The sequence below is a fragment of the Vibrio sp. R10-SF1-ISO8 genome (assembly GCF_059833805.1).
The window spans coordinates 1-22998 of record NZ_JCBDHL010000019.1 but is presented as its reverse complement, the minus strand read 5'-3'; the positions used below and the strand labels follow the sequence as shown (position 1 = coordinate 22998).

General features: G+C 41.3%; 33 protein-coding genes. 4 read left to right on the top strand and 29 right to left on the bottom strand.

What is annotated here, in order from left to right; translation table 11 throughout:
* On the bottom strand, positions 1 to 1077 hold the full coding sequence (locus tag AC6R00_RS14885; RefSeq protein ID WP_500640940.1) for an efflux RND transporter periplasmic adaptor subunit: 1077 nt from the start codon (positions 1075 to 1077) through the stop codon (positions 1 to 3).
* A gap of 181 nt (positions 1078 to 1258) precedes the next feature.
* Here AC6R00_RS14885 and AC6R00_RS14880 point away from each other — a divergent pair, with 181 nt between their 5' ends.
* Both AC6R00_RS14880 and AC6R00_RS14875 read left to right on the top strand, forming a co-directional pair.
* The gene (locus tag AC6R00_RS14880) at positions 1259 to 1990 is read left to right on the top strand and encodes a TetR/AcrR family transcriptional regulator (RefSeq protein WP_500640939.1); all 732 of its coding nucleotides are present in this window, start codon (positions 1259 to 1261) and stop codon (positions 1988 to 1990) included.
* Positions 1991 to 2180: 190 nt separating this feature from the next.
* Positions 2181 to 2444, top strand: a complete 264-nt coding sequence (locus AC6R00_RS14875) for a hypothetical protein (RefSeq protein ID WP_500640938.1) — start codon at positions 2181 to 2183, stop codon at positions 2442 to 2444.
* Between the two features lie 2 nt (positions 2445 to 2446).
* Here AC6R00_RS14875 and AC6R00_RS14870 read toward each other — a convergent pair whose 3' ends face one another.
* Positions 2447 to 3340 carry a LysR family transcriptional regulator gene (locus tag AC6R00_RS14870; RefSeq protein WP_500640937.1) on the bottom strand — a complete coding sequence of 298 codons (894 nt, stop codon included), beginning with the start codon at positions 3338 to 3340 and terminating at the stop codon, positions 2447 to 2449.
* Between the two features lie 120 nt (positions 3341 to 3460).
* Here AC6R00_RS14870 and AC6R00_RS14865 point away from each other — a divergent pair, with 120 nt between their 5' ends.
* Positions 3461 to 4099 carry an NAD(P)-dependent oxidoreductase gene (locus tag AC6R00_RS14865; protein WP_500640936.1) on the top strand — a complete coding sequence of 213 codons (639 nt, stop codon included), beginning with the start codon at positions 3461 to 3463 and terminating at the stop codon, positions 4097 to 4099.
* Positions 4100 to 4143: 44 nt separating this feature from the next.
* Here AC6R00_RS14865 and AC6R00_RS14860 read toward each other — a convergent pair whose 3' ends face one another.
* The 27 genes from AC6R00_RS14860 to AC6R00_RS14730 all read right to left on the bottom strand — a co-directional run bounded on the left by AC6R00_RS14860 (position 4144) and on the right by AC6R00_RS14730 (position 21704).
* Positions 4144 to 4479 (bottom strand): nucleotide pyrophosphohydrolase, encoded by a 336-nt coding sequence (locus AC6R00_RS14860; RefSeq protein WP_500640935.1) that lies wholly within the window; start codon positions 4477 to 4479, stop codon positions 4144 to 4146.
* A gap of 70 nt (positions 4480 to 4549) precedes the next feature.
* On the bottom strand, positions 4550 to 5029 hold the full coding sequence (locus AC6R00_RS14855; RefSeq protein ID WP_500640934.1) for a GNAT family N-acetyltransferase: 480 nt from the start codon (positions 5027 to 5029) through the stop codon (positions 4550 to 4552).
* A gap of 157 nt (positions 5030 to 5186) precedes the next feature.
* Positions 5187 to 5336 carry a hypothetical protein gene (locus AC6R00_RS14850; RefSeq protein WP_500640933.1) on the bottom strand — a complete coding sequence of 50 codons (150 nt, stop codon included), beginning with the start codon at positions 5334 to 5336 and terminating at the stop codon, positions 5187 to 5189.
* Between the two features lie 119 nt (positions 5337 to 5455).
* Positions 5456 to 5677, bottom strand: coding sequence for a VF530 family protein (locus AC6R00_RS14845; RefSeq protein ID WP_004743799.1), 222 nt, complete (start codon positions 5675 to 5677; stop codon positions 5456 to 5458).
* Positions 5678 to 5797: 120 nt separating this feature from the next.
* Positions 5798 to 6145, bottom strand: a complete 348-nt coding sequence (locus AC6R00_RS14840; RefSeq protein WP_500640932.1) for an SH3 domain-containing protein — start codon at positions 6143 to 6145, stop codon at positions 5798 to 5800.
* Between the two features lie 66 nt (positions 6146 to 6211).
* Positions 6212 to 6622, bottom strand: a complete 411-nt coding sequence (locus AC6R00_RS14835) for a GNAT family N-acetyltransferase (protein WP_500640931.1) — start codon at positions 6620 to 6622, stop codon at positions 6212 to 6214.
* Positions 6623 to 6707: 85 nt separating this feature from the next.
* Positions 6708 to 7175: a GNAT family N-acetyltransferase gene (locus AC6R00_RS14830; protein WP_500640930.1), complete on the bottom strand. Its 468-nt coding sequence runs from the start codon at positions 7173 to 7175 to the stop codon at positions 6708 to 6710.
* Positions 7176 to 7186: 11 nt separating this feature from the next.
* Positions 7187 to 7525, bottom strand: a complete 339-nt coding sequence (locus tag AC6R00_RS14825; protein ID WP_500640929.1) for a hypothetical protein — start codon at positions 7523 to 7525, stop codon at positions 7187 to 7189.
* A 14-nt stretch (positions 7526 to 7539) separates the two neighbouring features.
* Complete coding sequence (locus AC6R00_RS14820; protein ID WP_500640928.1) at positions 7540 to 8184, bottom strand: glutathione S-transferase family protein; 645 nt, start codon at positions 8182 to 8184, stop codon at positions 7540 to 7542.
* A 171-nt stretch (positions 8185 to 8355) separates the two neighbouring features.
* A complete protein-coding gene (locus AC6R00_RS14815) occupies positions 8356 to 9102 on the bottom strand; it encodes a PhzF family phenazine biosynthesis protein (RefSeq protein ID WP_500641434.1) in 747 nt (248 codons plus the stop codon).
* A 173-nt stretch (positions 9103 to 9275) separates the two neighbouring features.
* Positions 9276 to 9776, bottom strand: a complete 501-nt coding sequence (locus AC6R00_RS14810) for a GNAT family N-acetyltransferase (RefSeq protein ID WP_500640927.1) — start codon at positions 9774 to 9776, stop codon at positions 9276 to 9278.
* A gap of 178 nt (positions 9777 to 9954) precedes the next feature.
* Positions 9955 to 10479, bottom strand: coding sequence for a GNAT family N-acetyltransferase (locus tag AC6R00_RS14805; protein ID WP_500640926.1), 525 nt, complete (start codon positions 10477 to 10479; stop codon positions 9955 to 9957).
* A gap of 67 nt (positions 10480 to 10546) precedes the next feature.
* A complete protein-coding gene (locus AC6R00_RS14800) occupies positions 10547 to 11062 on the bottom strand; it encodes a GNAT family N-acetyltransferase (RefSeq protein WP_500640925.1) in 516 nt (171 codons plus the stop codon).
* Positions 11063 to 11217: 155 nt separating this feature from the next.
* Positions 11218 to 12096: a transglutaminase-like domain-containing protein gene (locus AC6R00_RS14795; protein WP_500640924.1), complete on the bottom strand. Its 879-nt coding sequence runs from the start codon at positions 12094 to 12096 to the stop codon at positions 11218 to 11220.
* Between the two features lie 151 nt (positions 12097 to 12247).
* Positions 12248 to 12655 carry an NUDIX hydrolase gene (locus tag AC6R00_RS14790; protein ID WP_500640923.1) on the bottom strand — a complete coding sequence of 136 codons (408 nt, stop codon included), beginning with the start codon at positions 12653 to 12655 and terminating at the stop codon, positions 12248 to 12250.
* A gap of 138 nt (positions 12656 to 12793) precedes the next feature.
* Positions 12794 to 13198, bottom strand: a complete 405-nt coding sequence (locus tag AC6R00_RS14785; RefSeq protein WP_500640922.1) for a GFA family protein — start codon at positions 13196 to 13198, stop codon at positions 12794 to 12796.
* 137 nt (positions 13199 to 13335) lie between these two features.
* On the bottom strand, positions 13336 to 13830 hold the full coding sequence (locus tag AC6R00_RS14780; protein WP_500640921.1) for a GNAT family N-acetyltransferase: 495 nt from the start codon (positions 13828 to 13830) through the stop codon (positions 13336 to 13338).
* A gap of 39 nt (positions 13831 to 13869) precedes the next feature.
* A complete protein-coding gene (locus tag AC6R00_RS14775; RefSeq protein ID WP_500640920.1) occupies positions 13870 to 14508 on the bottom strand; it encodes a DJ-1/PfpI family protein in 639 nt (212 codons plus the stop codon).
* A 116-nt stretch (positions 14509 to 14624) separates the two neighbouring features.
* Positions 14625 to 15599 (bottom strand): D-2-hydroxyacid dehydrogenase family protein, encoded by a 975-nt coding sequence (locus tag AC6R00_RS14770; protein ID WP_500640919.1) that lies wholly within the window; start codon positions 15597 to 15599, stop codon positions 14625 to 14627.
* A 41-nt stretch (positions 15600 to 15640) separates the two neighbouring features.
* Positions 15641 to 16483 carry a DUF3626 domain-containing protein gene (locus tag AC6R00_RS14765; RefSeq protein WP_500640918.1) on the bottom strand — a complete coding sequence of 281 codons (843 nt, stop codon included), beginning with the start codon at positions 16481 to 16483 and terminating at the stop codon, positions 15641 to 15643.
* A gap of 143 nt (positions 16484 to 16626) precedes the next feature.
* Positions 16627 to 17181 carry a chloramphenicol phosphotransferase CPT family protein gene (locus tag AC6R00_RS14760; RefSeq protein ID WP_500640917.1) on the bottom strand — a complete coding sequence of 185 codons (555 nt, stop codon included), beginning with the start codon at positions 17179 to 17181 and terminating at the stop codon, positions 16627 to 16629.
* A gap of 181 nt (positions 17182 to 17362) precedes the next feature.
* Entirely contained in the window at positions 17363 to 17743 is a 381-nt protein-coding gene (locus AC6R00_RS14755) for a SpoIIAA family protein (protein WP_500640916.1), read from the bottom strand.
* 221 nt (positions 17744 to 17964) lie between these two features.
* On the bottom strand, positions 17965 to 18540 hold the full coding sequence (locus AC6R00_RS14750) for an NADPH-dependent FMN reductase (protein WP_500640915.1): 576 nt from the start codon (positions 18538 to 18540) through the stop codon (positions 17965 to 17967).
* Between the two features lie 136 nt (positions 18541 to 18676).
* Positions 18677 to 19336: a hypothetical protein gene (locus AC6R00_RS14745; RefSeq protein WP_500640914.1), complete on the bottom strand. Its 660-nt coding sequence runs from the start codon at positions 19334 to 19336 to the stop codon at positions 18677 to 18679.
* Between the two features lie 198 nt (positions 19337 to 19534).
* On the bottom strand, positions 19535 to 19990 hold the full coding sequence (locus AC6R00_RS14740) for a hypothetical protein (RefSeq protein WP_500640913.1): 456 nt from the start codon (positions 19988 to 19990) through the stop codon (positions 19535 to 19537).
* 573 nt (positions 19991 to 20563) lie between these two features.
* The gene (locus AC6R00_RS14735) at positions 20564 to 21037 is read right to left on the bottom strand and encodes a hypothetical protein (protein ID WP_500640912.1); all 474 of its coding nucleotides are present in this window, start codon (positions 21035 to 21037) and stop codon (positions 20564 to 20566) included.
* A gap of 85 nt (positions 21038 to 21122) precedes the next feature.
* Positions 21123 to 21704 carry a selenoprotein S family protein gene (locus AC6R00_RS14730; RefSeq protein ID WP_500640911.1) on the bottom strand — a complete coding sequence of 194 codons (582 nt, stop codon included), beginning with the start codon at positions 21702 to 21704 and terminating at the stop codon, positions 21123 to 21125.
* A 424-nt stretch (positions 21705 to 22128) separates the two neighbouring features.
* Here AC6R00_RS14730 and AC6R00_RS14725 point away from each other — a divergent pair.
* A partial coding sequence (locus AC6R00_RS14725; protein WP_500640910.1) for an IS110 family RNA-guided transposase occupies positions 22129 to 22998 on the top strand: 870 nt, incomplete at its 3' end.

The window sequence follows — 22998 nt, the reverse complement described above, 5'->3', positions numbered from 1 at the left end:
TTAAATTCCACCTTCTTTCGTCCATGCTTTAACTTGTTGACCTGGTGAAAGATTTTCCACTCCAGCTTGAACGATCAGATCACCACTCGTCACTCCACTAATAATGTTTCCATCGGTATCTAGCTCTACGTCAACCAAAGATAGAGTTTGAGTGCTAGCATCGAAACGATATAGCTGTCCTTGGCCTTGCTGCTTTGTTACCCAAGCTGCTGAAGCAATGTTAAAAATATCGGAGTTTTGATTGTTAAGAAGTTTCACCTGCCCCGTCATTCCCGGCAGTAAGTTGAGAGACTCTGGTCGCTTAAATGTTAAACTCGCTTTGTAGCTATTTGTATCTGGGTCTGGTTGAGTCGAAATTTCTTTAAATTCAGCTGGCATTGAAATTTGCTTGTGGCTATCCATCACGACTTGGAATGTCGAATCTGCGATATGATCTAAACCGTAGGTCTCGGCATAGCTCACCGGGACAGTCAACACAACATCTAGGACACTGTTGTCGATGAGATTTAGTACAGGCTGATTTGCGCCTACAACTTGATGCTCTTTGCTAAAGGTGATGGACACTACTCCATCAAATGGCGCGACTATTTGTGTGTAATCGAGATCTGTTTTTGCTTGCTCTAATGCCGCCTTTGCTGCTTTAAACTGAGTTTCATTTTGATCATAGGTATCGACACTGATTAACTTTTTATCATGCAATTGAGCTGCTCGCTCGAAAGCCGTTTTGGCTAAGTTGTATTCAGCAAGACGCGCATCAAATGCAAGTTGGTAGTCTGTAGGATCGAGTGCCGCCAGCACCTCACCCTTTTCCACAACCGTCCCCATTCGAACTTTAATACTCTCTATTTCACCCGCCACTTGAAATGACAAAGCTGCACGGTCGGTCGCATCAATAGTAGCGATAAACGAGTCGTAGTGGTTGAGCGATAAGTCGGGCACTTCCACCAGCTTAACTGGCTTCACGACTGGCTCACTGATTTCTGAATTTGCTTTATTGCAGCCTGCAACCGCAAGAGCAATAGCCCCAACGGCTAAAGCCTTTGTTACTTGTTTTATTCTTTCTGATGATGTGTCCATGATTTAGCATCTTTGTTTATTACACACCCGTGCAGTATATAAAGATTGTGCCCAAGATCAATATTTATTTTCCATGCGTACAATATAATAATTAAACGATCTATACTGTTTATAGGTTCTTTGATGAAATGAAATGAAATTTCTGGTAGAAAGAAGGCGTTCCACGAGATTGACGAGAATTATGACTGAAAGAAAGCAAGGCCGAAGAAGTGCTCAAGATGCGGAAAAAACAAAATGCGAGATAATGCGTGTCGCTACTGAGCTGTTCTGTGAATTAGGTTATGAACGTGTATCACTTCGAAATATCAGCGACAAAGCAGGTGTTTCTCATAGTTTGATCCGTCATCACTTTGGTAGCAAAGAGCAAATTTGGTACGCAATCAGTGATGGCCTTCACCATTACATGGAAAAGTACATCAGAACGATCATTCAACATATGCCCGCTGATGTCGGCTCAAACGTCAAGCTATACAACTTTTCTGTTCGACTTTTGGCACATATGCTCGAATTCAAACAGCCAATGCAGCTTATCGCCGATGCAGTCAGACAAGAAGACGCGCTCTTCGATTATTTCATCGATAATTCAGGTGAAATTGAACAACTTATTTTCCAATTGGCTAACCAATACAACGAACAACACCCAGAAGCTCAAATCAAGATATGGGAAATCAAGTGGCAAATGATCATGTATGCTCATGGTGCGGCCAGCTTAACGCCTTTTATGAAAGAAACTTGGGTAGATGAAACCGACTCTTTGGAAGTTTGTCTATTAAAGCATTGGGAGATGTACAACACTATGATGGCATGTCGCTTCCAAGTACCTGATGAATATATCTTGCGCCCAACGAAGGTGTCGGATTTGCTGTATGAAGTTGAATGTGACTTGAAAGGCTTATCTGAAGAGATTTCATAGCTTTTGCTACACAAACCCGCACAGATCGGCATTAAAACCATAGCTCAATAACCAACAATAACCAACAATAACCGTGCTTAATCAATCTGTTCAATATTGAAATGTTTGATTGGAATTTGATCCTAATCAATTCCAATCGAACTCGCTTATCGTATGTTCTGTACAAAAATTCACTTGAGTGAAGCTAATAATGATGAGCATACAAAACAATACTTCAATTACACTGGATATGATCCACTCAGCAATAAGCAAAGTCGAGATAGCCAGTAAAATCGATCTTGACGCTTTGAAGGAATTTATCAGCACAAACACTACCATCGCAGTGACCTCCTTCACCGAAATGAGCCAATGCGATAGCTTAGATGATAAATTTAAACTGGTTACTTCAAGTTTTCCTCAATTTATCGATCATTCCCAGCAACTGATTGAAACTTCGATTCTTCTTAGTTCATAGCGTTAAATCAAACGATTGATATCCTTAGACCAACAATTCGCTAAGAAATCGATAAAACTGCGTACTAATGGGGTTTGGTAACTTCTCGAAAGATAGACGGCCCAAAGCGCGTAGCTTGGTGACGTATACTCGGTAAGAATGTATTCTAGCTTTCCTTGTTCAACCAATGGGTTAGCTAAGTCACAAGGCGCTCTTATAATTCCTTTGTCGCGCATTGCAGCGGTCATTAAGGTTCCTAACTCATTGGCGCGAATCGAGCCTGCCACACTAGGTTCAAATACCTCCCCTCCTCTGACTAACTGCCAATGATTGGTTTCTAGGTGTATTAGACAGTTATGCTCTTCAAGATCTTTAGGGTTGGTCGGAGTGCCATTATCTTTTAAGTACTGTTGACTTGCACAAATGGCAGAGTCAATCGACATCAGTTTCCTCGCAATTAAACTATCGTCAGGCTTTTCTGTATAGCGTAACGCGATGTCTACCCGCTCATCGACTAGTTCGGTGAAGCTATCCGATGCGATAATATCGATGACCACGCTTGAGTTCTGTTGAGTAAATTCAATTACCGCATCAATCAGCATATTCTGTGCTAAACCAATGGGTGATGCGACTCTGATGGTACCCGTGAGCTCTTCGCTTAATTGCGTCGATTCAAATACCATTGCAGCTGTTTCATCAAGTATTTTCTGGCAACGGATGTACGCCTGCTCACCAGCTGCCGTTAAACTCACCTTTCGGGTCGTACGATGAAGCAGTCTCTGATTCAACCAACTTTCGACTTCTTGTACATGGCGTGAAACCTGTAAGCGACTCAACCCCAAAGATTCTGATGCCTTAGTGAAGCTTCTACGATTAGCAACTTCGACAAAGCTTTTAATCGCAACTAGCCGATCCATAACTTGATTAGTAACCTCAAATGAAACAATCAATGTCATTTTTGCCAGTTTTTCTCTAAAAACACAACCATTAGAGTGTACATAAGTTTTCAAGCAATCTATTCCAAAAGGGGAATTATCATGAAAGTTGTAGTATTAGGTGCATCAGGTTGGATCGGCAGCCACATCGTAAATGAAGCAAAGTTAAGGGGACATCATGTTATTGCTCTTGTCCGCAATGCTGAAAACTACGCAGTGGAAGACGTCGAAATACGTCAATTTGATTTGAACAGTAGCAATAGTTCGTTACTCGACGCAGTTCAAGGGGCAGATGTAGCAATCGCCTCTATTGGTGGACGCGCTAAAGGCAACCATGACATTGTTGCAGCCACGGCAAATCGACTTCTAGAAACACTGCCTGACGCGAACATCGATCGCTTACTGTGGGTTGGCGGCGCTGGCTCACTTGAGGTCGTTCCTGGTGTACCTTTGATTTCTGTCCCTGAGTTTCCTGCAGAATACAAAGCTGAAGCGGTTGCTCAAGGTGAAGCTCTGAATGCGTTTAAAGAGGCAAAAAGTCAGCTAGATTGGACCTTTATCAGCCCTGCAGCTGAGATATTTCCCGGAGATAGCCAAAGCGCATATCGAGTTGGTGGAGACCAGCTTTTAACAGATTCACAAGGTAATAGTCGAATCTCTGTCGCGGACTATGCGGTTGCCATGATTGATGAGCTCGAAGCTCATAAGTATTCAAAACAACGCATTGGCATTGCTTACTAACCTCAAAACAGTGGCGAGTCTCACGCTCGCCAACTCTTAATCCTCTAATTCAGCTCTTGGATTAACATTTCTGGTGTGAGGATCTTGGTCAAAAGATGGGATATATCAGGATCAGATATTGGCTCTAGCGCATATACCGGTTTTCCTAGTCCTAACGCGTAGCCAATATCTAGAGCCACACTTTTTCCTACATAGCCTTCAAAGTTTAGAATGTAGGTCATATCTGACTGCTTAATACGCTCTAAGCATCCATCTATGCCGCCAGATTGCTGAGGCTCTGATATCAATACTTCACAGCCCTCTCGTATCAACTGTGAACGAATAGCCTGCATCTGAGCTAAATTTTTGAAGCTTCCTGCAACGTAAACTGTTTTATTCATTCTAATTCCTAAATGTGAATGGCCATCATCTAGCTAGACTCTTCCCTAAGAATCGTTAAACACTGGCTTTTTATAGCAATTTCTCCATACCGAGAAGTGTCCAAGGCTTACCTTCAAATAGCCTGACATCAGACTGTTTCGAAGTGACACGAAACCCTAGCGATGCGTAACTATTTCTAGCGGCATGGTTTTGCTCGAACACAACTAAACTTAACTTAGATACTTGATAATTTTCTTGAGCTAACTCAAGAAGTTGAGTCAACATAGCCTTAGATATACCTTGCCCTCTAAAGCCGGAACATATATAGACGCGACATATTCTAAAGTGAGACTCCGAAATTCGAAACAACTCCACGTAACCCGCATTCACATCATTTACCGTAAAGACAAAAGGAAGTATTTCACGGTGCTGGCAGTGCTCGGAGATTTGATCAAGAGTCAGAGGAAACTCAAACTTAGGCCCACCCCACAAATAGTTCAGCTCACTTGAGTCTATCCACTCTATCAGCAATGGATAATCTTGCTGTTCAAAAGGCCTTAATTTCCCCATATTGCAACGTTCTCCCAGAGCTCGCTAGAAAATACCAAATATAACACGTCAATCATTCAGTATTTATATCGCTCCTAAGGACTCTGCGCAAAGGTTTTGGTGGGTGCTGAAATCAGGAGCGAAGCTAGCCGTAGTATCGGTCTTAATAGATTGTTCTTCAGCCGATTTGTAAAAAGATAGCTGAGACCAAAATTCCCACAACAAAACTTGGCGCGTGAAATCTTTGGCTTCTTGTCTGATGATACTCTTTGGCTAGGTCTTCTTGATAAGATTTGATGGCGAGTTGTTTAATATAACTGTTCTGCATGTTCGCTCTCCTTATTGATATAGTATTAGAGAGCTTAAAACCTCAAGTAAAGTTGAGGTCAAGGTAAGATTTCATGATTTTGTGAAAAGACAAACGCAGTGAATGCGCTTGTCTTTTGGCTACTTACAAAATGTTTCAATGTAGAGAGCTTCAACTTTATCTCTCGCCCATTGCGTTCGGCGTAAAAACTTCAAAGAAGATTTAATCGACGGATTACTGTAGAAACAGTTAATTTGAATTCGCTCATCCAAACCTTCCCATCCATAGTGTTCTTGCAAACGTACAAGGATCTTTTCTAAGGTTAATCCATGCAATGGATTGTTTGGTTGTTCTTGGCTCATCTGCGTCTTCCTAAGACATTAAGTCAATACGCCAGTTTAGCAGATCAATACCTGAAAGTTTTTGGTTTGTTGTATGAGAGTTTCGCGTCCCCCTCAAATAAAGCGAATCTCGTAAATGCTTTAGGTCAACGCGAGATGGTTTAATGGAGCCCAAGCTACCTGTTCGACAGAATCTACTTTTCGACACCATATCCAACCATTAAGCTCATAGATCTTCACCACTCGCTCGCCAAGATTAAGAGTGTGCTCAACGGCAGTATAGTCTTCCAGTACTGTTGCTCTACCTACGGCAATGTCTAGAATCTGTTTCGGAACCCAACCTTGTTTGTTATTACCGCGGCAAAGTACCCAATTTGCCCACTCTCCTTTAGGATCTGACTCTTCAATTAACTCTAATACCTCTCCCGTTACAACTTGAATGGGAGACTCTGGCGCATCTTGATATTCTTTTACAACCTTGTATTCCATGACGTTTCCTTGTTCCACTGAAGGGAATCACTTTCCACCAACTAAGCATAGTGCTTTCGTTGTTCTTTAGTTACGTGGCTTAAATTTTTTCGTCATTCCTTGGCAAGACGGTGACACCAGCCTATATCCGAGTTTTTCATAGAATTCAGGCTCATCTGCAATCATTGAGACGTATGATCCCTCTAACGCTACTGAAGAGAGATACATATCAATATATTCCATCACTCGTTTTCCTAAGCCCATCCCTTGATAGTTAGGGTCAACTGCGACATCGACTACCTCAAAATTACATGCGCAATCACCGACGACTCGGCCCATCGCAATGAGAGAACCCTCTTTCCGAATTGAGATCGCATATAGACTGTTTGGCAATGCTATTTGCGCTGCTTTTAGCGATTTAGCAGACAAGCCTGCGGCCACGCGCAGTTCGCAAAATTCGGCAGCATTAGGTGTTACTTCTTCATACTTAAATGTCATTAGGAACCTCTCTTTAACTACTGCTCTATATTACACAAAACACTGTATAAATGAACAGTAATATTTTCAAGAGAGATTAAAATCACTAAAGTGCCCACCGGAAGAATGGACGTTTACCTTCCATTCGTTCTATTTCAGCACCAAGCCTTGTGTAAAATTTATGTGCTTTGGTGTTGTATGGGCTCGCTGTCCATGAAATGTGGGATGCTAAGGCCTTTTTACCCTCTAATTTGAGAACCTGCATGAGATCTGCGCCATATCCCTTTGAGCGAGAATTTCCGCCAACAAACAAATCATCAAGCCAAATTGACGGCTCTCCGCTAAAAGATGAATAACGATAGTGAAATAGTGCAAAGCCCAACACTTCTCCATCCACTTCTAATATCAAAGCATGAGCAAAGGGTGACTCGCCAAATAACGTACGTTGAATTTTCTCAACGGTCGTTGAGATTTGCCCGTCAAACCCTTTCATGCTGCGGTCGAACTCGGCTTTTTGCTCAATGAGCTCAAGCAGTTTACCTGCATCTCGTTTCGACGCTTTCCTTACATTCACTTAACTTTCCCCTACAGCACAAAACACATTAACAAACTGAATGCGCCAGAAATAAATAGCAACATACTAATACCAACATCAAAATTTGACTGACTGTCATTGGCTTTGGGTTCATCGGCTATCGATGCTGCCATCCTTGTCGCTGGATTAGGGCTATGTCTTAAATAAGGCTCTTTACCTGGCTTCGCAATGAGATAAAGGCCGCTAAGACTCCATTGAATGAGCAGAGCGTAAAAAAAGTAATCACTGATAAAGTTCAGCTCGGGTACCGAAAACAATAACTCACTGATATGCAGTGCAAGAGAGACCAACCCATTAACCACGAGCACAAAGATTAAGATTCTTAGCACGCGTCCTCCTCCTATCAGTATGATTCAAATGGCGTAAGGTCTATACCTTCAATTCTGCAAACGTCCCTAATGGTGGGGTTTGAGCACAAACGCTTTAAATATGCGGCTAGATGGTCAAAAGCAAGTGGTGACTTTTTAACTGGCAATGACCACTCCGCTAGCATGAATAAGAAATAGTCACACGCTGTTAGCGTCTTGCCCAACAGGTACTCATTCTTTGCGAGCTGATCATTGATAATTGATAGTGCACCAGCGATTCTTTCGTCTTGAGCTTCAACAACGTTTGGAATGGTCGATTCATCATTGGTATGACGATGAGGATAATAACGAACCATAAGCTCAGCTTGCAGCGTATTGTTAAGAAATGCGAGCCATTGGAAAAACAGAGGTCGATTAGGATCGCCTATTGATGGCATTAGGGTCGAATCCGGGTGAAGCTCACAGATATGAATACAAATAGCAGGGCTCTCGAAAATAGCTTGTTCATTCACCACCAATGTTGGAATTCGTCCTGCGGGATTTAACTTAAGATAATCTGCCGATTTCTGAGAGTTTGACTTTTTATCGACTAACAATAACTCATAGTCTGCGTTTAAGTGATGAAGCAAAAAATGAGGAGCTAAACTCGCATTGTTTGGATAATAATAGAGCTTGAACAATATGGACTCCTTGTCTCTAAACTAGCACGCGATCTGGTGCTAATAGTTTGGTTAAGCAATTTACTGAATGTTATGTCTATTTAAAGTAGCTCTCCGACTACGAATACACAGTATGCACTGTACTTTGTCACCTAACGACGTATCGTAATGCAATGTATCACAAATTGGTTGTTACAGAGTTTCTCGCAATTTTGCGCTTGCTAACAACTCAATTGAATCTTCTGAAATACGCCTTACTTCAAAATAGCCACCCGATGAAGAAAGCTGATAGACATTCAAAGACTCATAACCAAGTTTCTTAAACCAATACGGTCCTAAAGAGCATTGTGCAGAGCCTGTCGCCATATCTTCAGGTATGCCGATTTTGGGAGCAAAATATCTTAAAACATATCCATTTGAGCCATTAGCAGCTGTCACGATTAAAGCGTGATGATCATCTAACTGCCTAAAACGAGCATCATCTGGCTGAAAACTCATTACTGACTCTATTGAAGGCAACACTAAGACTAAGTCTCGCGTTGAAAATGCCTCTATAGTGTCAACCGCCAAGTCAATAATTTCTGATGGAACGCCACAAGTTCTACCAGTCCAACTTGGTAGTATAAGAGCATATAATCCATTATTTATAGCAACCGACACCTCTCCATACTTACTACTAAAATCTACCTTGTCGAGTTTGTACTTAGAAATAATTGCAGCGCCAGCCCCCAAGCTTCCATGTCCGCAAAGGTTAATTTCCCCGTCCATGGCAAACCAGCGAATATGAAATTTTTCACTGTTCTTCACAACAAATGCGGTGACAGGTAGCCCCGCTTCACAAGTGATTTTCAGTAACTCTTCATCTGTGGGCCACTTATCCAGTTCTAATACACCACAAGGGTTACCCGAAGCAGATTCTCCACCAAATACATCATATATATCTACTTTGATATTCCACCATCCTTGCTTGCAGCTTAACGCCTAACTAACCAGTAAACAACGCAGCCATCCAGTTGATACCATAGTGTCGCGTACACCTAATTCATTTCAAACCAAAAGCGCTGAATGCTACCAATCTCCCTTAAACCTCATGTTTTTTAGCTACTCGACGCCTACAAAAACTTCTCAATTAGGACTTCGTCTACATATTCTCCACGAACTTTTGCATGATTCTTCGCAGTACCTACGATTTCAAAACCTTGTTTTAGATATGCAGATAAAGCTCGCTCATTGTCGCTGCGGACGTACGCAAACAACTTTTCATAACCTTTTTGCTTTGCAACGTCGAAAGTCGAGCTGAAGAGTTTTTTAGAAATTCCCTTGCCGCGAGCACTTTCACATACAAACGTACCAATAATGCCGACATGGTCAAAGGCCTTTGTGTATTGCGCAAATGGCTCAATATTTTGGAAAGCAATGACCTTCGAGCCACCATCAGACAAGGCAACAGTAAATACACCACGCTCTGGAAAATGAGCAATGAACTCCTTTTCTTGTTCCGGTGTGAAGGTCGTATCCAATACAGTGTATAAGCCTTCAACAATGATTGGGTTGAGGACGTTTGTAATACCCTCAGCGTCATCTAACGTTACCTGGCGTATAACTAAACTCATGCAACTTAACTCCTATTAAATTTGAAGCTAACTTGTACATGAGTTCACTGCTTGGGGCAACAACAAACGTAGCGCTTAGGTGCAAGCAACAAACCACCTTACCTAAACAATGCTACTAAACAACTAGGCTCACAATAAGTCAGATCGCCGAGCGCGTTAGCTAACCTTCAGCTGATTGTTAAAGCGCAGTTTGACAATGTTGCTCATAGTCAGACAACAATATTGAGTAAAAATACTCATCCCACCACACGTCATTCCCTTTGGGGATGCACTGGCGGAAATAGCCCTCTCGCACCATTCCCAGTTTTTCCATGAGGTGATAAGAAGCATTATTTTCTGGTTGGGCGGTCGCGATCACTCTATGAACACCAAGTGTTTTAAATGCATATTCTAGTGTCTGAGAGGCGGCCTCATACGCAAAGCCGTTGTTCTGATAGCGGGGATTAATAACCCAGCCAATCTCATAAGTATGATCGCCAAACCAAGCAAAAAATTCTACGTGCCCTATTACTTTACCGCTCTCTTTATGACAAATTGCGAACGCTTTAGAGTTGTTTTCGATGAACTTTATCACATCACCTTTCGTCAAAACCCCTTCAGGTAAGTAGAACGTAGTCTCACTATCAGACATATACTCATAAACATCTTCCACATCTTTGTCCAAAAAATGTCGGATATTCAAGTTTTGAGTTTCAATATTCATCGAACACAACCTCCACTATTTACCCTCACGTCTTGCGAATCTGCCAACAACGTTTTACTAAGTGAATTTACAACTGCGCGGTATAAACGCACACCTCACGCAACTGACCTTGAGCTCGAATTTTTTTGGTACCAACATACGTTGCACCCAACTTACTTATCACTGATTTCGAACGCTCATTTTCAGTTAAATGCATGACTTTGAGCTTGCTCAAACCTAGATTCTCTTGAGCATACTCAATAAGTGCTCTCGCCCCTTCTGTAGCATAACCGATTCCCCAAAAAGGAACACCCAACCAGTACCCTAGTGTTCCTTCTCCCTCTTCAAGCCGAGGAAAACTCACTGCACCAATTAGAGTATTACTACTCTTTAAAACCAAAGCGTAAACGATGCCTCTGCCGGTGTTAAATAGATCTTGGTGCGTACTAATCCAGTCACTAGCATCTGTTAGCTGGTATGGGTGCGGAATATTCGCTGTCATATCCGAGATGACTTTTTCACCCGCTAGTTCCGCGACTCTTATTGCATCAAGCTCAGTGAAGGGTCTCAGAATTAGCCTTTTCGTTTCAATTGTTGCTTGCATAATTTCCTCTTCACCTTATGGTATAACGCGGCCTTAAGGTGTGAGCAACGTATTACCGATGCCGCCGTATACCACCTTAACCACTAAACGCAACGCATAGAAAAAACCACACGTTGCGATTCACTCTTAAACAAATTGTTGTATGTATTCTGCGCCTACAGTGAGGCGTATAGCTCAGTTAATGTCGGAAACCTTGAGCAATCCCAATCAGTTGGAAGCTTTATTTCCTTACAAGATTCAACCAACTTTAGAGCTTTGGTGCTATCTGAATTACAGCTAGCATCTGCTAGCTCATCAAGCAGAGTGAGTTCATGCTCTCCCGAAATAGGGCTTATGAAATGGGGTAAAATGCCCCAACCTGTATCCCACGTATGCATTTCAAATTTCGATAATGCATACAAGTCACGGATAAGGCTCCCCTTGATAAAGGCTAAGCCTTTGAAATCCCGAAAACCAAAATTATCAGCAGATTCCAATTTTTCACGGCATAACTTCCAAGCCTTCCCTGCGACTATAAAGTTTGTCGTTGGCACGTCACAAGGATCAAAATCAAACTGCAAGATTTGATGATGAACATCGTCAAGTTGAGCATCAACAGCTACCCACCCCTTGTCACTATCCCAATACTCACAAACCCAGTGATCTTCAAAGTGATTTTGAGCTAGGTAAGTGGCAAATCCACTTCTTATTCGAGCTGGGACGCCTTTTGACCTTAAAATTGAGCAAACCATTATTGAAAAGCCTCTACAGATGCTGACCACCCTATGATTTGGTTTCTTGAAAGCATGAGAAGGTTCGCCCGATTTCAATACTGCTAAAGATACCAAATCCTTAGCATAACGAGTCTGCATTTCCGTAAGCTTGGCCGACGAGTGGACCTCTACATCATAGTGTTCAAGCCAATACGAATGAATAAGGTTCCCTTGAACAAACTTACATATACCCGGGATATCATCAGGTACTTCGCTGATATCTAACTGATTATCTGCAAGCTCTGTAAACTCGTTGTGTTCTATATAGTCGTTAACATCCATTTATTTTTAAAACCTTTATCGGATAAATTCGCTTATACACATCACGCTATGCTAAGTGGCTAGCAGCGTATATTGCGACAATTCAAATAACCACCTTAAACACTCTTGCTGACTAGAATCAAAGGTGCCGAGCGTTGGTAGTCAATCTTAATCAGATTGTTAAAATCTGAAGATGAGGAGCAACCCTCACTAGTTCTTTTAAGGCTATTTTGTCAGCTGCTATTTCAACCGCCGCTGACTCTATAGCACGCCACTCAATGCCCTCTGCTTCATAGGGCTGAATTTCGCCATCCCAGCGGCTTACAATAAAGTAGTGAACTAGTTGTAGCTCTTCAGTTGGGTGAAATAGTGAGCACAAATATTGATATGTAATTGGCGTAACATTCAATTCTTCTTTGACCTCACGAAACAAAGCTTGAACTGAAGTTTCTCCAGTTTCTATATGCCCACCGGGGATAGTGATTAAACCAGGATCGGGTTCTTTGTGCTCACTCCGTTTCTCCAAGAGAACTTCTGAACCATTTAGCATAATGAAAGAGACACATTCGTGAGCGTTCAATATGAATATTCCTTCTAATTTCTAACAATCTCTTAAGGCGTGAGCAACCCTCGCACCATAGCTAATCCTTTGTGTTATGAGCAATAAACTGGCTCAAAATATATGCGCCAAGCGTTACGAATTCGATTAAATTTCTTGTCACGCATTTTCTGGAGGCGCGCCCTTGAACTGGGGTACACCTTCAGCGATGAGTTCCCATGACGCTTTAGAATCTACATAAATATGGCGACTTAGCTGAATATTGGGATCTCCATTTAAGCAACCTAAGGTAACACCATGAACCATGCCTTTATATACACCGACCAACGTTGATCCACATTTCGAGCAAAACTGAAGCCCAAAGCCATGCTCACCGACATAAGAAGTTAGAAGCTCCTCACCACTAACCCACTCAAATTCACCTTGTTTAACAAGTGCGTAAGCAGAAGCTTGAGAACTAAATGCTTTGCGGCATCTGGAACAATGGCAAGAACGCGCGTCATAAAGACTACCTTCGACTTTATACTTGATTTCACCACAAAAGCATTCACCAGTAATAGTCATAACCTTTTCCTATGCATACGTGAGCAACACGACTGACAAACCTAAACCATTGTGTCGACAACACAAAAGTCGATTTAAAAACCCAAAATACTAAGCGTTGAGGTTCAACCTTAACCCCCTCATTACAAAGCGGAACTCTAGTTTAGCGACTTTTCTAACCAAACCGAGCTAATGTACTTTCCATTTTTCTTAGCATACTCGTTAAAGACGCCTATTTCTCTAAAACCAAAACGTTTATGCAAGGCGACTGAGGCGTCATTGGGCAATGCAATACCGGACAGTACCCTATGAACTCCATAACCAGAAATTGATGAGAATAGTTTTGAATATAGGCTTGAGCCCACTCCTTTCCCTTTTGCTGTCGAAGTTAGGTACACGGTAACTTCAGCAGTGTCCTCAAATGCTGAAATCTCCCTATAAGGTTGGGAACATGCAAAGCCTAACAATTCTCCATTTTCTGTAGCAACGAAAAGTTGATGCTTACTATCGCGCGAAAATTGAGAGAACCAATTTTCTCGATTTTCTTGGGTGAATGCACACTCCTCAAAACGCGCGTTAGTATTCTCAATATAATAATTGAATATGTCTGTGATCGCTGCAATATCAGTTAATTCCCCGACCCTGATTTCCACATAAATTCCTTTTATCTTCGAGCCCTAGAACGCCAAGCGTTACGAATCAACCTTTGACGCTTTGCTGCGCGAACCTTCTAGCTCTGCTGATTGAATAGTAGTGGTAATGAGGTCTTCAAAAAGCTCTAACTGCCCAGCTGGAATGAGTTGATTTTGTATAGTTTTACGTTTATCAGAATCGAATAGCCTCTCTGCCACCCAACCAATTAAATACATCAGTGAAAGACAACCTCCAGCAGTGGCTACACTACCTTCTACCACGAGAGGTAGATCTTGAACGTCTCCACCCATATTTTGCAGAACGCTCTTAGCGTCTGGATTGGTCGTTAACGGCTTACCTTTAAGTAACCCGAGTTCATGAAGGATGAATGATCCCGCACAAATCGAACCTATTAGCTGCTTAGTTGGGTCTAGATTTAGCGCCAACATAAATCCTGTATCTTTCATGGCTGCTGGTATACCACGTTTACCACTCGTGATAAGAACTACATCTTGATCCGTTACCTCTGAAACATGTCCGTCAGTTTTAACCTTGATACCAAGATGGGAGTAATGTTCAGGTTTAGTCCCTAGTATGCTAACCGTCCAACTATCGGGCGTTCGCCCAAGCAAGTCATACATAAGAAAGAAGTCTACATCAGTGAAATCATCAAACAAAACAACGCCGACTTTATACATAATATTTAATCTCTTTCGTTCATCTCATAGGGTCGCACAACGCTAAACTAAGGTTCGAACAGCTCTAACACCTTAGCTAATTTATTGTGTTTTAAACGATTTGTTATTCTACTTTTTTACAGCAATGATTTACTCGATGCCGATGTTGATGCATTACCCTGCTCGAAAGCTAAAATATTCTCGAATGCTATTTTGAAGTAAAGCTCATAACTGTTTTGCTCGACGTATCCTAAATGTGGAGTAGCCGTTACGTTAGGCAATGACAATAAAGGCTCGTTATCAAGCGATGCTGGTTCATTGTCAAATACATCAACGGCGGCTCGCTTAGTCGGTACTGCTACCAGCTCGTTATATAGCGCAGAGCTTTCGACAAGCTCTGAGCGGCTGATGTTCACAAACAGAGAGTCGGATTTCATTAAACTCAAGTCTTGGGCTGTTACGCTCGCCCTAGTGACCTCATTCAAGCGTAGGTGAAGTGACACGATATCCGAACCAGAGAAGAATGCCTCCTTTGATGCGGCGGATTCAAATCCGTGTTTAAGCGCAAGATTTCTTGATTGTTCACTACCCCACACAACCACTGACATCTCAAATGCTTTTGCATATTGAGCAATTCGTTGTCCAATTTTTCCGTAGCCCCAAATTCCAAGCTTCAAGCCCTTTATAGTTCGGCCCAAACCGAGTACACCTGAGTTTTGCCATTTATCGTTTTGGAGATTGGCTGAATAAGTTGGTATGTGGCGACTTGCCGCCATAATAAGTGCCCACGCCAATTCCGAAGGAGCAACCGGAGAACCACGACCTTCCAACACCTTGACCCCGTACTTTTCACATAAGTGGACATCAATATGATTGCTAACTTTTCCTGTTTGACTAATAACTTTTAGGTTGGGCAACTGAGCGAGAAGAGACTCTGTGATGACCGTACGTTCTCGAATTAGGACAAGAGCCTCTGCGTCTTTGAGCTCGGCTACCAACTCTGACTCAGGGAGTGTTTCGTTCAAAATGGACACATCATGGCCTGATAGTAGCTCGAAGCAATCTAGCGCTCTAACCGCACCCTGATAGTCATCTAAAACCGTTATTTTCACTGAACTCTCCTTGTTGTTATAACGCTGCGTTAAGTTTATTGTTATGCTCGTGCTGACTTATAGCCAAACCTAGCCAAGTAGTGCCATACTTTTTTAACATCTTGCTCTTCATAGCCCTGCTTGGTAACCGCTAAACCCAGTATCTTTGCATTTATGCTTCCATTTTGAGCTAGCTCTTTAGCTAGTTCTATATACTTCTGACCTCGATAGTCAGGATAACGATTCATTTCTTCAAGGCTAAGCTCATAACCATTATGCCATCTGACCGGAATACCCAAGCTCAAAGCTTGCTGTTCAATAGGGCTAGCGCGAAAAATTGGATCGAGTACAAGACATTCGATGTCGTCTTTTACTGAGATTTCGCCATGTATATGAGCTTCGATATAGTCGTCTAGCAAGTCTGAATTTGAAGCTAGCGCTTTATCTATTAGAGGGCTAACTCGATTGAAAATTGCAAAATCTTCAGGTTCGAAATAACTATCTGGATAACAAAACGTTGTTCGAGTAGAAACATGCGGTTTCAGTTGGAAGTATGAAGACCCAAAGCGAGGAGATGCGCCTGTTTCGTAGTTTCTAAAATTTAGAGCTCCATATTTTGGTCTAAGACTATTTGGAGCGTCATCGTATGCTCCGTCAAAGACATTTTGCTCCCAAAGCCAGCGTTCCCCCCCAACATGCGCCGTCAAACCGCCATTGCTGGTACCTGTTTCAAATTGGGATTTCAGACAGCCGTCTTGTGCAATTGCTTCAAGTATTGGCTTATTCCCAGCAGTAAAGCGATCAGGATGGAAGTTAATTGTAACAGCACTAACCATTGAAGAATCAGTACCTTGAGACTTGAGCCTGATATTTTCGATTGCTTTCTCTACTGCTTTTTGGTCCATAAAACTTCCTATTTTCGGCAAAGAGCATAACGCCCTAATACGGTGTAAGTAACGCAGTACCGAAGCCACCGTAGGTTACCTTAAGCACTAAACGCAACACATAGTAAAAATGCCACGCGTCACGAATCTGATTGAATTGTTTGTTAGCTTTGTTGTCCAATTTCTTCTTGCCCTCTCAGCCCTTCAAATGCCAAAGGTTTCAAGCCATTTTCAATGTACGTAATAATTTTTGATACGCAAGCATCAACGCTTAAGCTTGATGTGTCTAACTCAAGGTCGTAAGTACGATGACTGTGTACGCGATCAAACTGCAAGCGGGCTGCTCCTTGTTTACGGTCCCCCCTAGCCAATTCACGCTTTTCTAGTACTTCTAGAGGACAATGAACGCCAACAAAAACCACAGGCATACCTTCAAACGCTTTAACACATGCACCTAACCATTCTGGTTGCTGAAGTACGTAGTCTACGATGACGTTATTTCCTGCACGTGCAATAGCGGCTGCTGATTCATGGAAACCATTAACGATATTTGAAAATCGATTTTCCATTAACGTGGAATTATTTAGGTCACATTGAGCGATTTGAGACAGGTAAGTATCAACTGAGACATGTAGGTAAACATCGGCCAAAGCCTGTTGAAGTGCATGGCTTAATGTTGTTTTCCCAGAACTGGATGTTCCATTTAAAAATATAACCAAACGATAAGACTCTTCTTAAAATCAATATGATAGCGTCAGTGCACTTAGTCGCAAGGAAAATCTAACCCCGCGTTAAGGTGTGATCAACGCTACCACAGATTTTAGCAACTGTGCCCATAAACATTAATTTCAACGCACACCGAAAATACCGAGCGTTGCGTGTCTTAAACGCTTTGTGGTGTTAATCAGCCAGCCACTTCACCGCCGATTCGTAGTTAGCAAATGATTCCATTTCACCTGATATAAACCAACTGCCTACTTTGGCGGCTAGCTCCTGCCAATTTTTATCACCATAAATGGCTATTTTCTCAATTTTAAGACCAACCTTTAACCCAAGCTGAAAATCATCCCAAGCAGCCCGAAGCTCCCAACCTGAGAACTCAGTAATGTCGACCAACATTTTTATATGCTTTGAATTGATACCCTTTAAACTAGAATTCAAGACTGGAACAATAGCTTTATAGTCTTCGTGAGTGAGTTTACCTGTAGCCTTAAACACTAAAACAGATTCAGAGCCAATGCGCTCAATACCTATTGTAATTCCATGACGTTCTAAACTCATAGCGAATACCTAAAGTTGAATTAACCTGTACAGCTTAGGGTAAACGAGCGACAAAAGATGAGAACTAATTACCAGCTTCACGCGTAATTTCAATGATTAACGCCTCGCTAAGGCGCGACAGCGCTATAACACCCAAGTTGAACCATTGCACCGTAAACACTAATTTTAAATCGAAGTGAAATCGCAAGCGTTACAAATCACTCTTAAATTTATTGTTAACATTACAGTTCCCATCCAGACTTATATGTTCTAGCACTCAATAAACTACAGAGCTCATCCATTACTTTCATAGACTTTTCAAGCCTAGGTAGCCTGTCATCCGAAAGGGTATCATTAACCCAGTGACGATTATGAACATACAAGTTGTAAGGATTGATAATACACTTAAAATCAATGCTTAGTGATGTCGAGAGCGCAGAGTCAGCCATGTAGCTATGAGGTAGACCCGCTGAGGTTACAAACGTCACCACTTTATCGAAGAGTGCGCCAGTTAAGCTACCATCAGGAGGTGTAGACCCAACATATTCAATGTATTTTTTTAACTCAGAACAACATCCCCAATTATAAATTGGACTGCATAAAACAATACCACTCGCCTCAGACGTTAGCTTATGTAATGCCTTATATTGTTCCGTCTGATATATTTTGTCGTTGTCAAAATTTGGCACATTAAGTTCGGCCAAATCAACAAATTCAACTTGTCTATCCAGCGATTGTAGTTCGTCAATACATAGCTTAGCGATTTGACGACTTCGACTATTTGGATCCAAGCTCGAACTTACTACCAAAATGTACATGTTATCTCCTGTCGAATACTCACGCCCAGTTAAGGTGTGAGCAACGCAATATCTGAGCTTCCGTATGACACCTTAAACACAAAACGCAACGCATAGCAAAAATGCCAAGCATTGCGAATCACTCTTAAACAGTTTGTTAGGCCTCGCTTTCCAATGATGCTTCTTGATCCGTGCGATCTTCTGTATACAACCTAAAATAAACAACAGACATGAATATCATTAAGCTAGTCGAAATAAGCCCATACAAAATTTCGGATGCTATGTATAGTAACGTCGAAGAATCACCAACAAGGCCAAATGCGAAACCTAACAATATTTGTGAGCCGCCAATCAATGCAGTAACCATCATTAACCTACCAGCTATACCTTTCGTATCTTTCCAACTTTCGCCCAATGCCGAAAATGCTGGTTTGTCGTTTAAAATCGCCTCAAAGTCTGCAAACCCATATTTAGCTGCAAAATATAAACCCGGTACGATAAGCGCTATAAAGCCAACTAAAACAGCTACACCATAGAAAAAGTATACAGCTAATAACCGCCACCACTCATTCAAAGAGACCGTTTGCTCTTTAGGGGAACCGGAAGCAGCAAAAGCCATAAACTTGATGAAACGAACCATTAAATAAGTGTGAATAAAACTTATTGCCACAAGGTAAAAAACGTTGCCCCAATCATAAAACAACTCTACAAAAGGGCTAAGCAGTGACGTGACAATTACATAAGGCCCAAAAAGTTTAAAAATAGAGCCGACATTAGATTTGGAGAAATAAAAGCACTCCGTTAATAGTTTATTCATAGTGTCCATTCATTTACATACAATAGCCGATAGCATATCAAATATTTATCATTTCCCAAATTGGAGAGGCTCGGAGGTATAACGCCGCATTAAGGTGTGAGCGACGCTACCACTAAACTTAACCTTACCACCGTAAACACAAAACCCAACGACAGAATGAAAAATGCCAAGCATTGGGAATCTGTCTTAAACGCTTTGTTAAATTCCTTTTTGTACAACTTTTTTACCGCCAAACTTAGAAACAAAAATGTAGTACAGTTTTCTTAGCTTAAAGTCACCTAGCATCTCAAGAAATAGCAAATCTATTTCAGCTTTAGATATTGGTACTGTATCTAGATATTGATATAAGGCGTCATGGACTAGAGACGCATAGTAAGTATACGGTTTCATTGTTCTATAGTTTACGTGTCCGTCTGGGACACCAAGTATAAATAAATTGAGAACACTCACCTTGGGTGTGCAACCATCCCAACTATAACCATTTTCGTTAGCCTTAACCGTCACTAACCCATCGATTGAAATTTTTAACCACTTGGAGTCAAAAGCTTTTTCAAGCTCCCATTCAGTTTGATACTCAAAGTCATCATAGATTGTAAATATATATGGAAAGTTCCCGCTTCTAACGATTTCTCTTGGTTTTGGCCAATGTTCCATTTTTGACTCCTCTTATACAAATTAGAATTTAACGCCGCACTAAGTAGTGAGCAACGCCTCCACCACACTAAACCATTGTGCCATAATCACTTAAGACTGAATGTGAACTGAAACCACCAAGCGTTGAGCATCCTCCTTAAACGCTTTGTTAGCTACTTACACTACGCAACGCCTTCAGTAGTATAAAGCATATTGCCATAGCGAATAAGTTGATGGTTATAGTCGTAACTTCATAATTCAAACTTATATTAAACTTCAAACCAAAAGTTAAGCCAAATGCTAAATCTCTAGTTTCAAAACCAATGATTTGCAAACCATATAGCCATAAGCACCACTTTAACGCGAGCACACTATGATGATAAATACGGTATGCAAAATATGTATTCAAAATAAGCATTAAAGTTAATAGCGCGACTAGAACATAAATAAAAACCGGCTGTTCCACTATGCTAGGAACAAATATTCCCATAAAAACAAAACCAGACAAACTACTTAATGCAAGTAGCCAATACGAAAATTTAGTATATCTATTGTGATTTTCGAACATATTTTCCTCATGTAGCTAACGCCTTGTTATGTTTGTATTACAATTGGAATATTTACATTGGTAAGTAAGTCTACAAACCTTTGTTCAACTCCAGTCATAAAAAAGTAGTCATCTTTAACATTCGCACCCGCAAGTAAGACATTACCCGAATAAAACTGCCATTCACTAATTCCCCACTCTAAATCTGCCTTAAAGCACATGAGGCCTCTTCCCATTGCTCTTGAAATAATAGGAATGGTGTTTCGATTAAAAGCATAATGTTCCGATGTTTCACTAAACCTGCAAGTCTTATGACTAAAGAAGAATATTCCCTTGGTAAAGCTACCGAGAGAGTACTCAGCAACGTCAGTTTTAAACTGCTTTTGTCGCTTAGAGCTACTTCCATCATGTGATATGTTCAGTTGAACTGAGAAGTTATCGCACCTTAAATGCAAGAGCTCATCGAGAATCAATATACTCGCTTTAAAAGTAAGCTCGCTATCTTCTATTGCGATATCCATAGCTCTCCTTAAACACAATAACGCAACGCATAGCAAAAATGCCAAGCGTTGCGAATCACTCTTAAACAGATTGTTAGGTTTATGACTAGTTAAGAACTCTTTCTGTATCACCTTGCTCTTGATGGTAATATTTTACTTCTTCTATCTTTTGCTTTGATTCTTCTTCACTTAATACTTTTTGCTCAGCTAACCATTTAAACTTGTTGATCTCATTAGCCAACTCGTTCTCCATGTTAATATCCGAATACCAAGCTAAAAGCTGCTCTTTACGTCGACTCATCAATGTATCGACTACTGCATCATGCTGTTTATCTTGTATGATAAGGACGTTAACCTCATCAGTGTTATAAACTGTGTAGGTAATTTTTGATACAACCGCCCAAATTAAACAAGCACCACCGATTAAGATCCACATTGGATCTAAATAAAATGCTTCACGCGTAAAACTGCCATATCCACTTTGAAAAACACCAATTACAATCCAAAGAATGCCTACATTTCTCAGCCATTCATTCTGTTCAATGATCTCTGAACTTTTATGTGGCAAGTCACCGTAGTAAAGATCTACATCACCTTTACCCGACGATTGCTCGTAGCCGTAATTAAACCGATCGTCTCCGAAACTGAACGTGAATTTATTCTTGCCTTTTTTTTGTACAACTTCCATTTCAATACCTTGTATCTAACTCATTGTTTAATTAGAGCAATGAGTAGACAGTCAAGTCAATATTCATCAGACAAATGAGTGACCAAGCACAATCAAAAACCTAACGCCGCGTTAAGTAGTGAGCAACGCCACCACAAGACCTAAACCATTGTGCCGTAAACACTTAAGCTGATTCAAACCAAAAATGCCGAGCGTTGCGAATCTGTCTTAAACGCTTGTATGGATAATAAGCTCACCAATCGGGTAAGGTGAGACCCAGACTTTAGCTGCAACTAAAGTTCTTCTATCTGATAGTTCGATTAAATGATGGCTCCTCTATCGAGAGACCGATAACAAGTTCGAACGTCAGATAGAACTCCAAGCACCACACTCGAATAGTCTTCTGGGTCTCGAGCCCGCATTTGCAAGCAAGAGTTAGCTTATTATGAATACAAACACACTTCAAAACATTAATGTCGGCGTTGATACTGGCAAATCACAATTAGATATTTATATCCGTCCGCTCGACATTTACTTCACCGTTCCTAACAATGACAAAGGCATTAAAGAAGCCGTCAGAGCTATCGCTAAACACCAACCTCAGCGTGTCGTGATTGAAGCTACTGGACGATTAGAAATGCCCTTCATCCTTGCTTGTGACCAAGCAAAGCTACCCTATGTCATCGCTAACCCTTTGAGGATAAAAAGGTTCGCTGGTGCTATCGGACAAAGAGCTAAGAACGACCGTTTAGACGCCGCGCTCATTGCCCACTATGCTGAGAAAGTTCAGCCTGACTTAACCGAGCTAAAAGCCGAAAATATCCGATTAATGAGTGACTTAGTATCAAGGCGAAATCAGTTACTCTCCATACAGACCATGGAAAGAAACCGACTACAAATATTGCCAAAGAACATCGCCTCAACCATTACGCCCATCTTAACCGCTCTTAAAAATCAAATTGAAAAAGTAGAAGCTAAAATCACAAAGCTCATCGATATCTCTCCTGAATATCAGACTAAGAATGAGATACTTCAAAGCATGCCTGGAGTCGGTAAGATACTGGCCGCATCCATCATCAGTAACGTCCCCGAACTTGGTTACATCACCAATAAACAAGCCTCTAGTTTGATTGGTGTAGCACCCATCGTTAGAGAAAGTGGTCGTTACAAAGGAAAGCGCATAATACAAGGAGGTCGGACTCAAGTTAGAACCGTTATGTATATGGCAATGATGTCTGCCATCCAATGTAACCCTGTTTTTAAGACTACATATGAACGATTACTTGCGGCAGGAAAACCCAAAAAAGTCGCCATA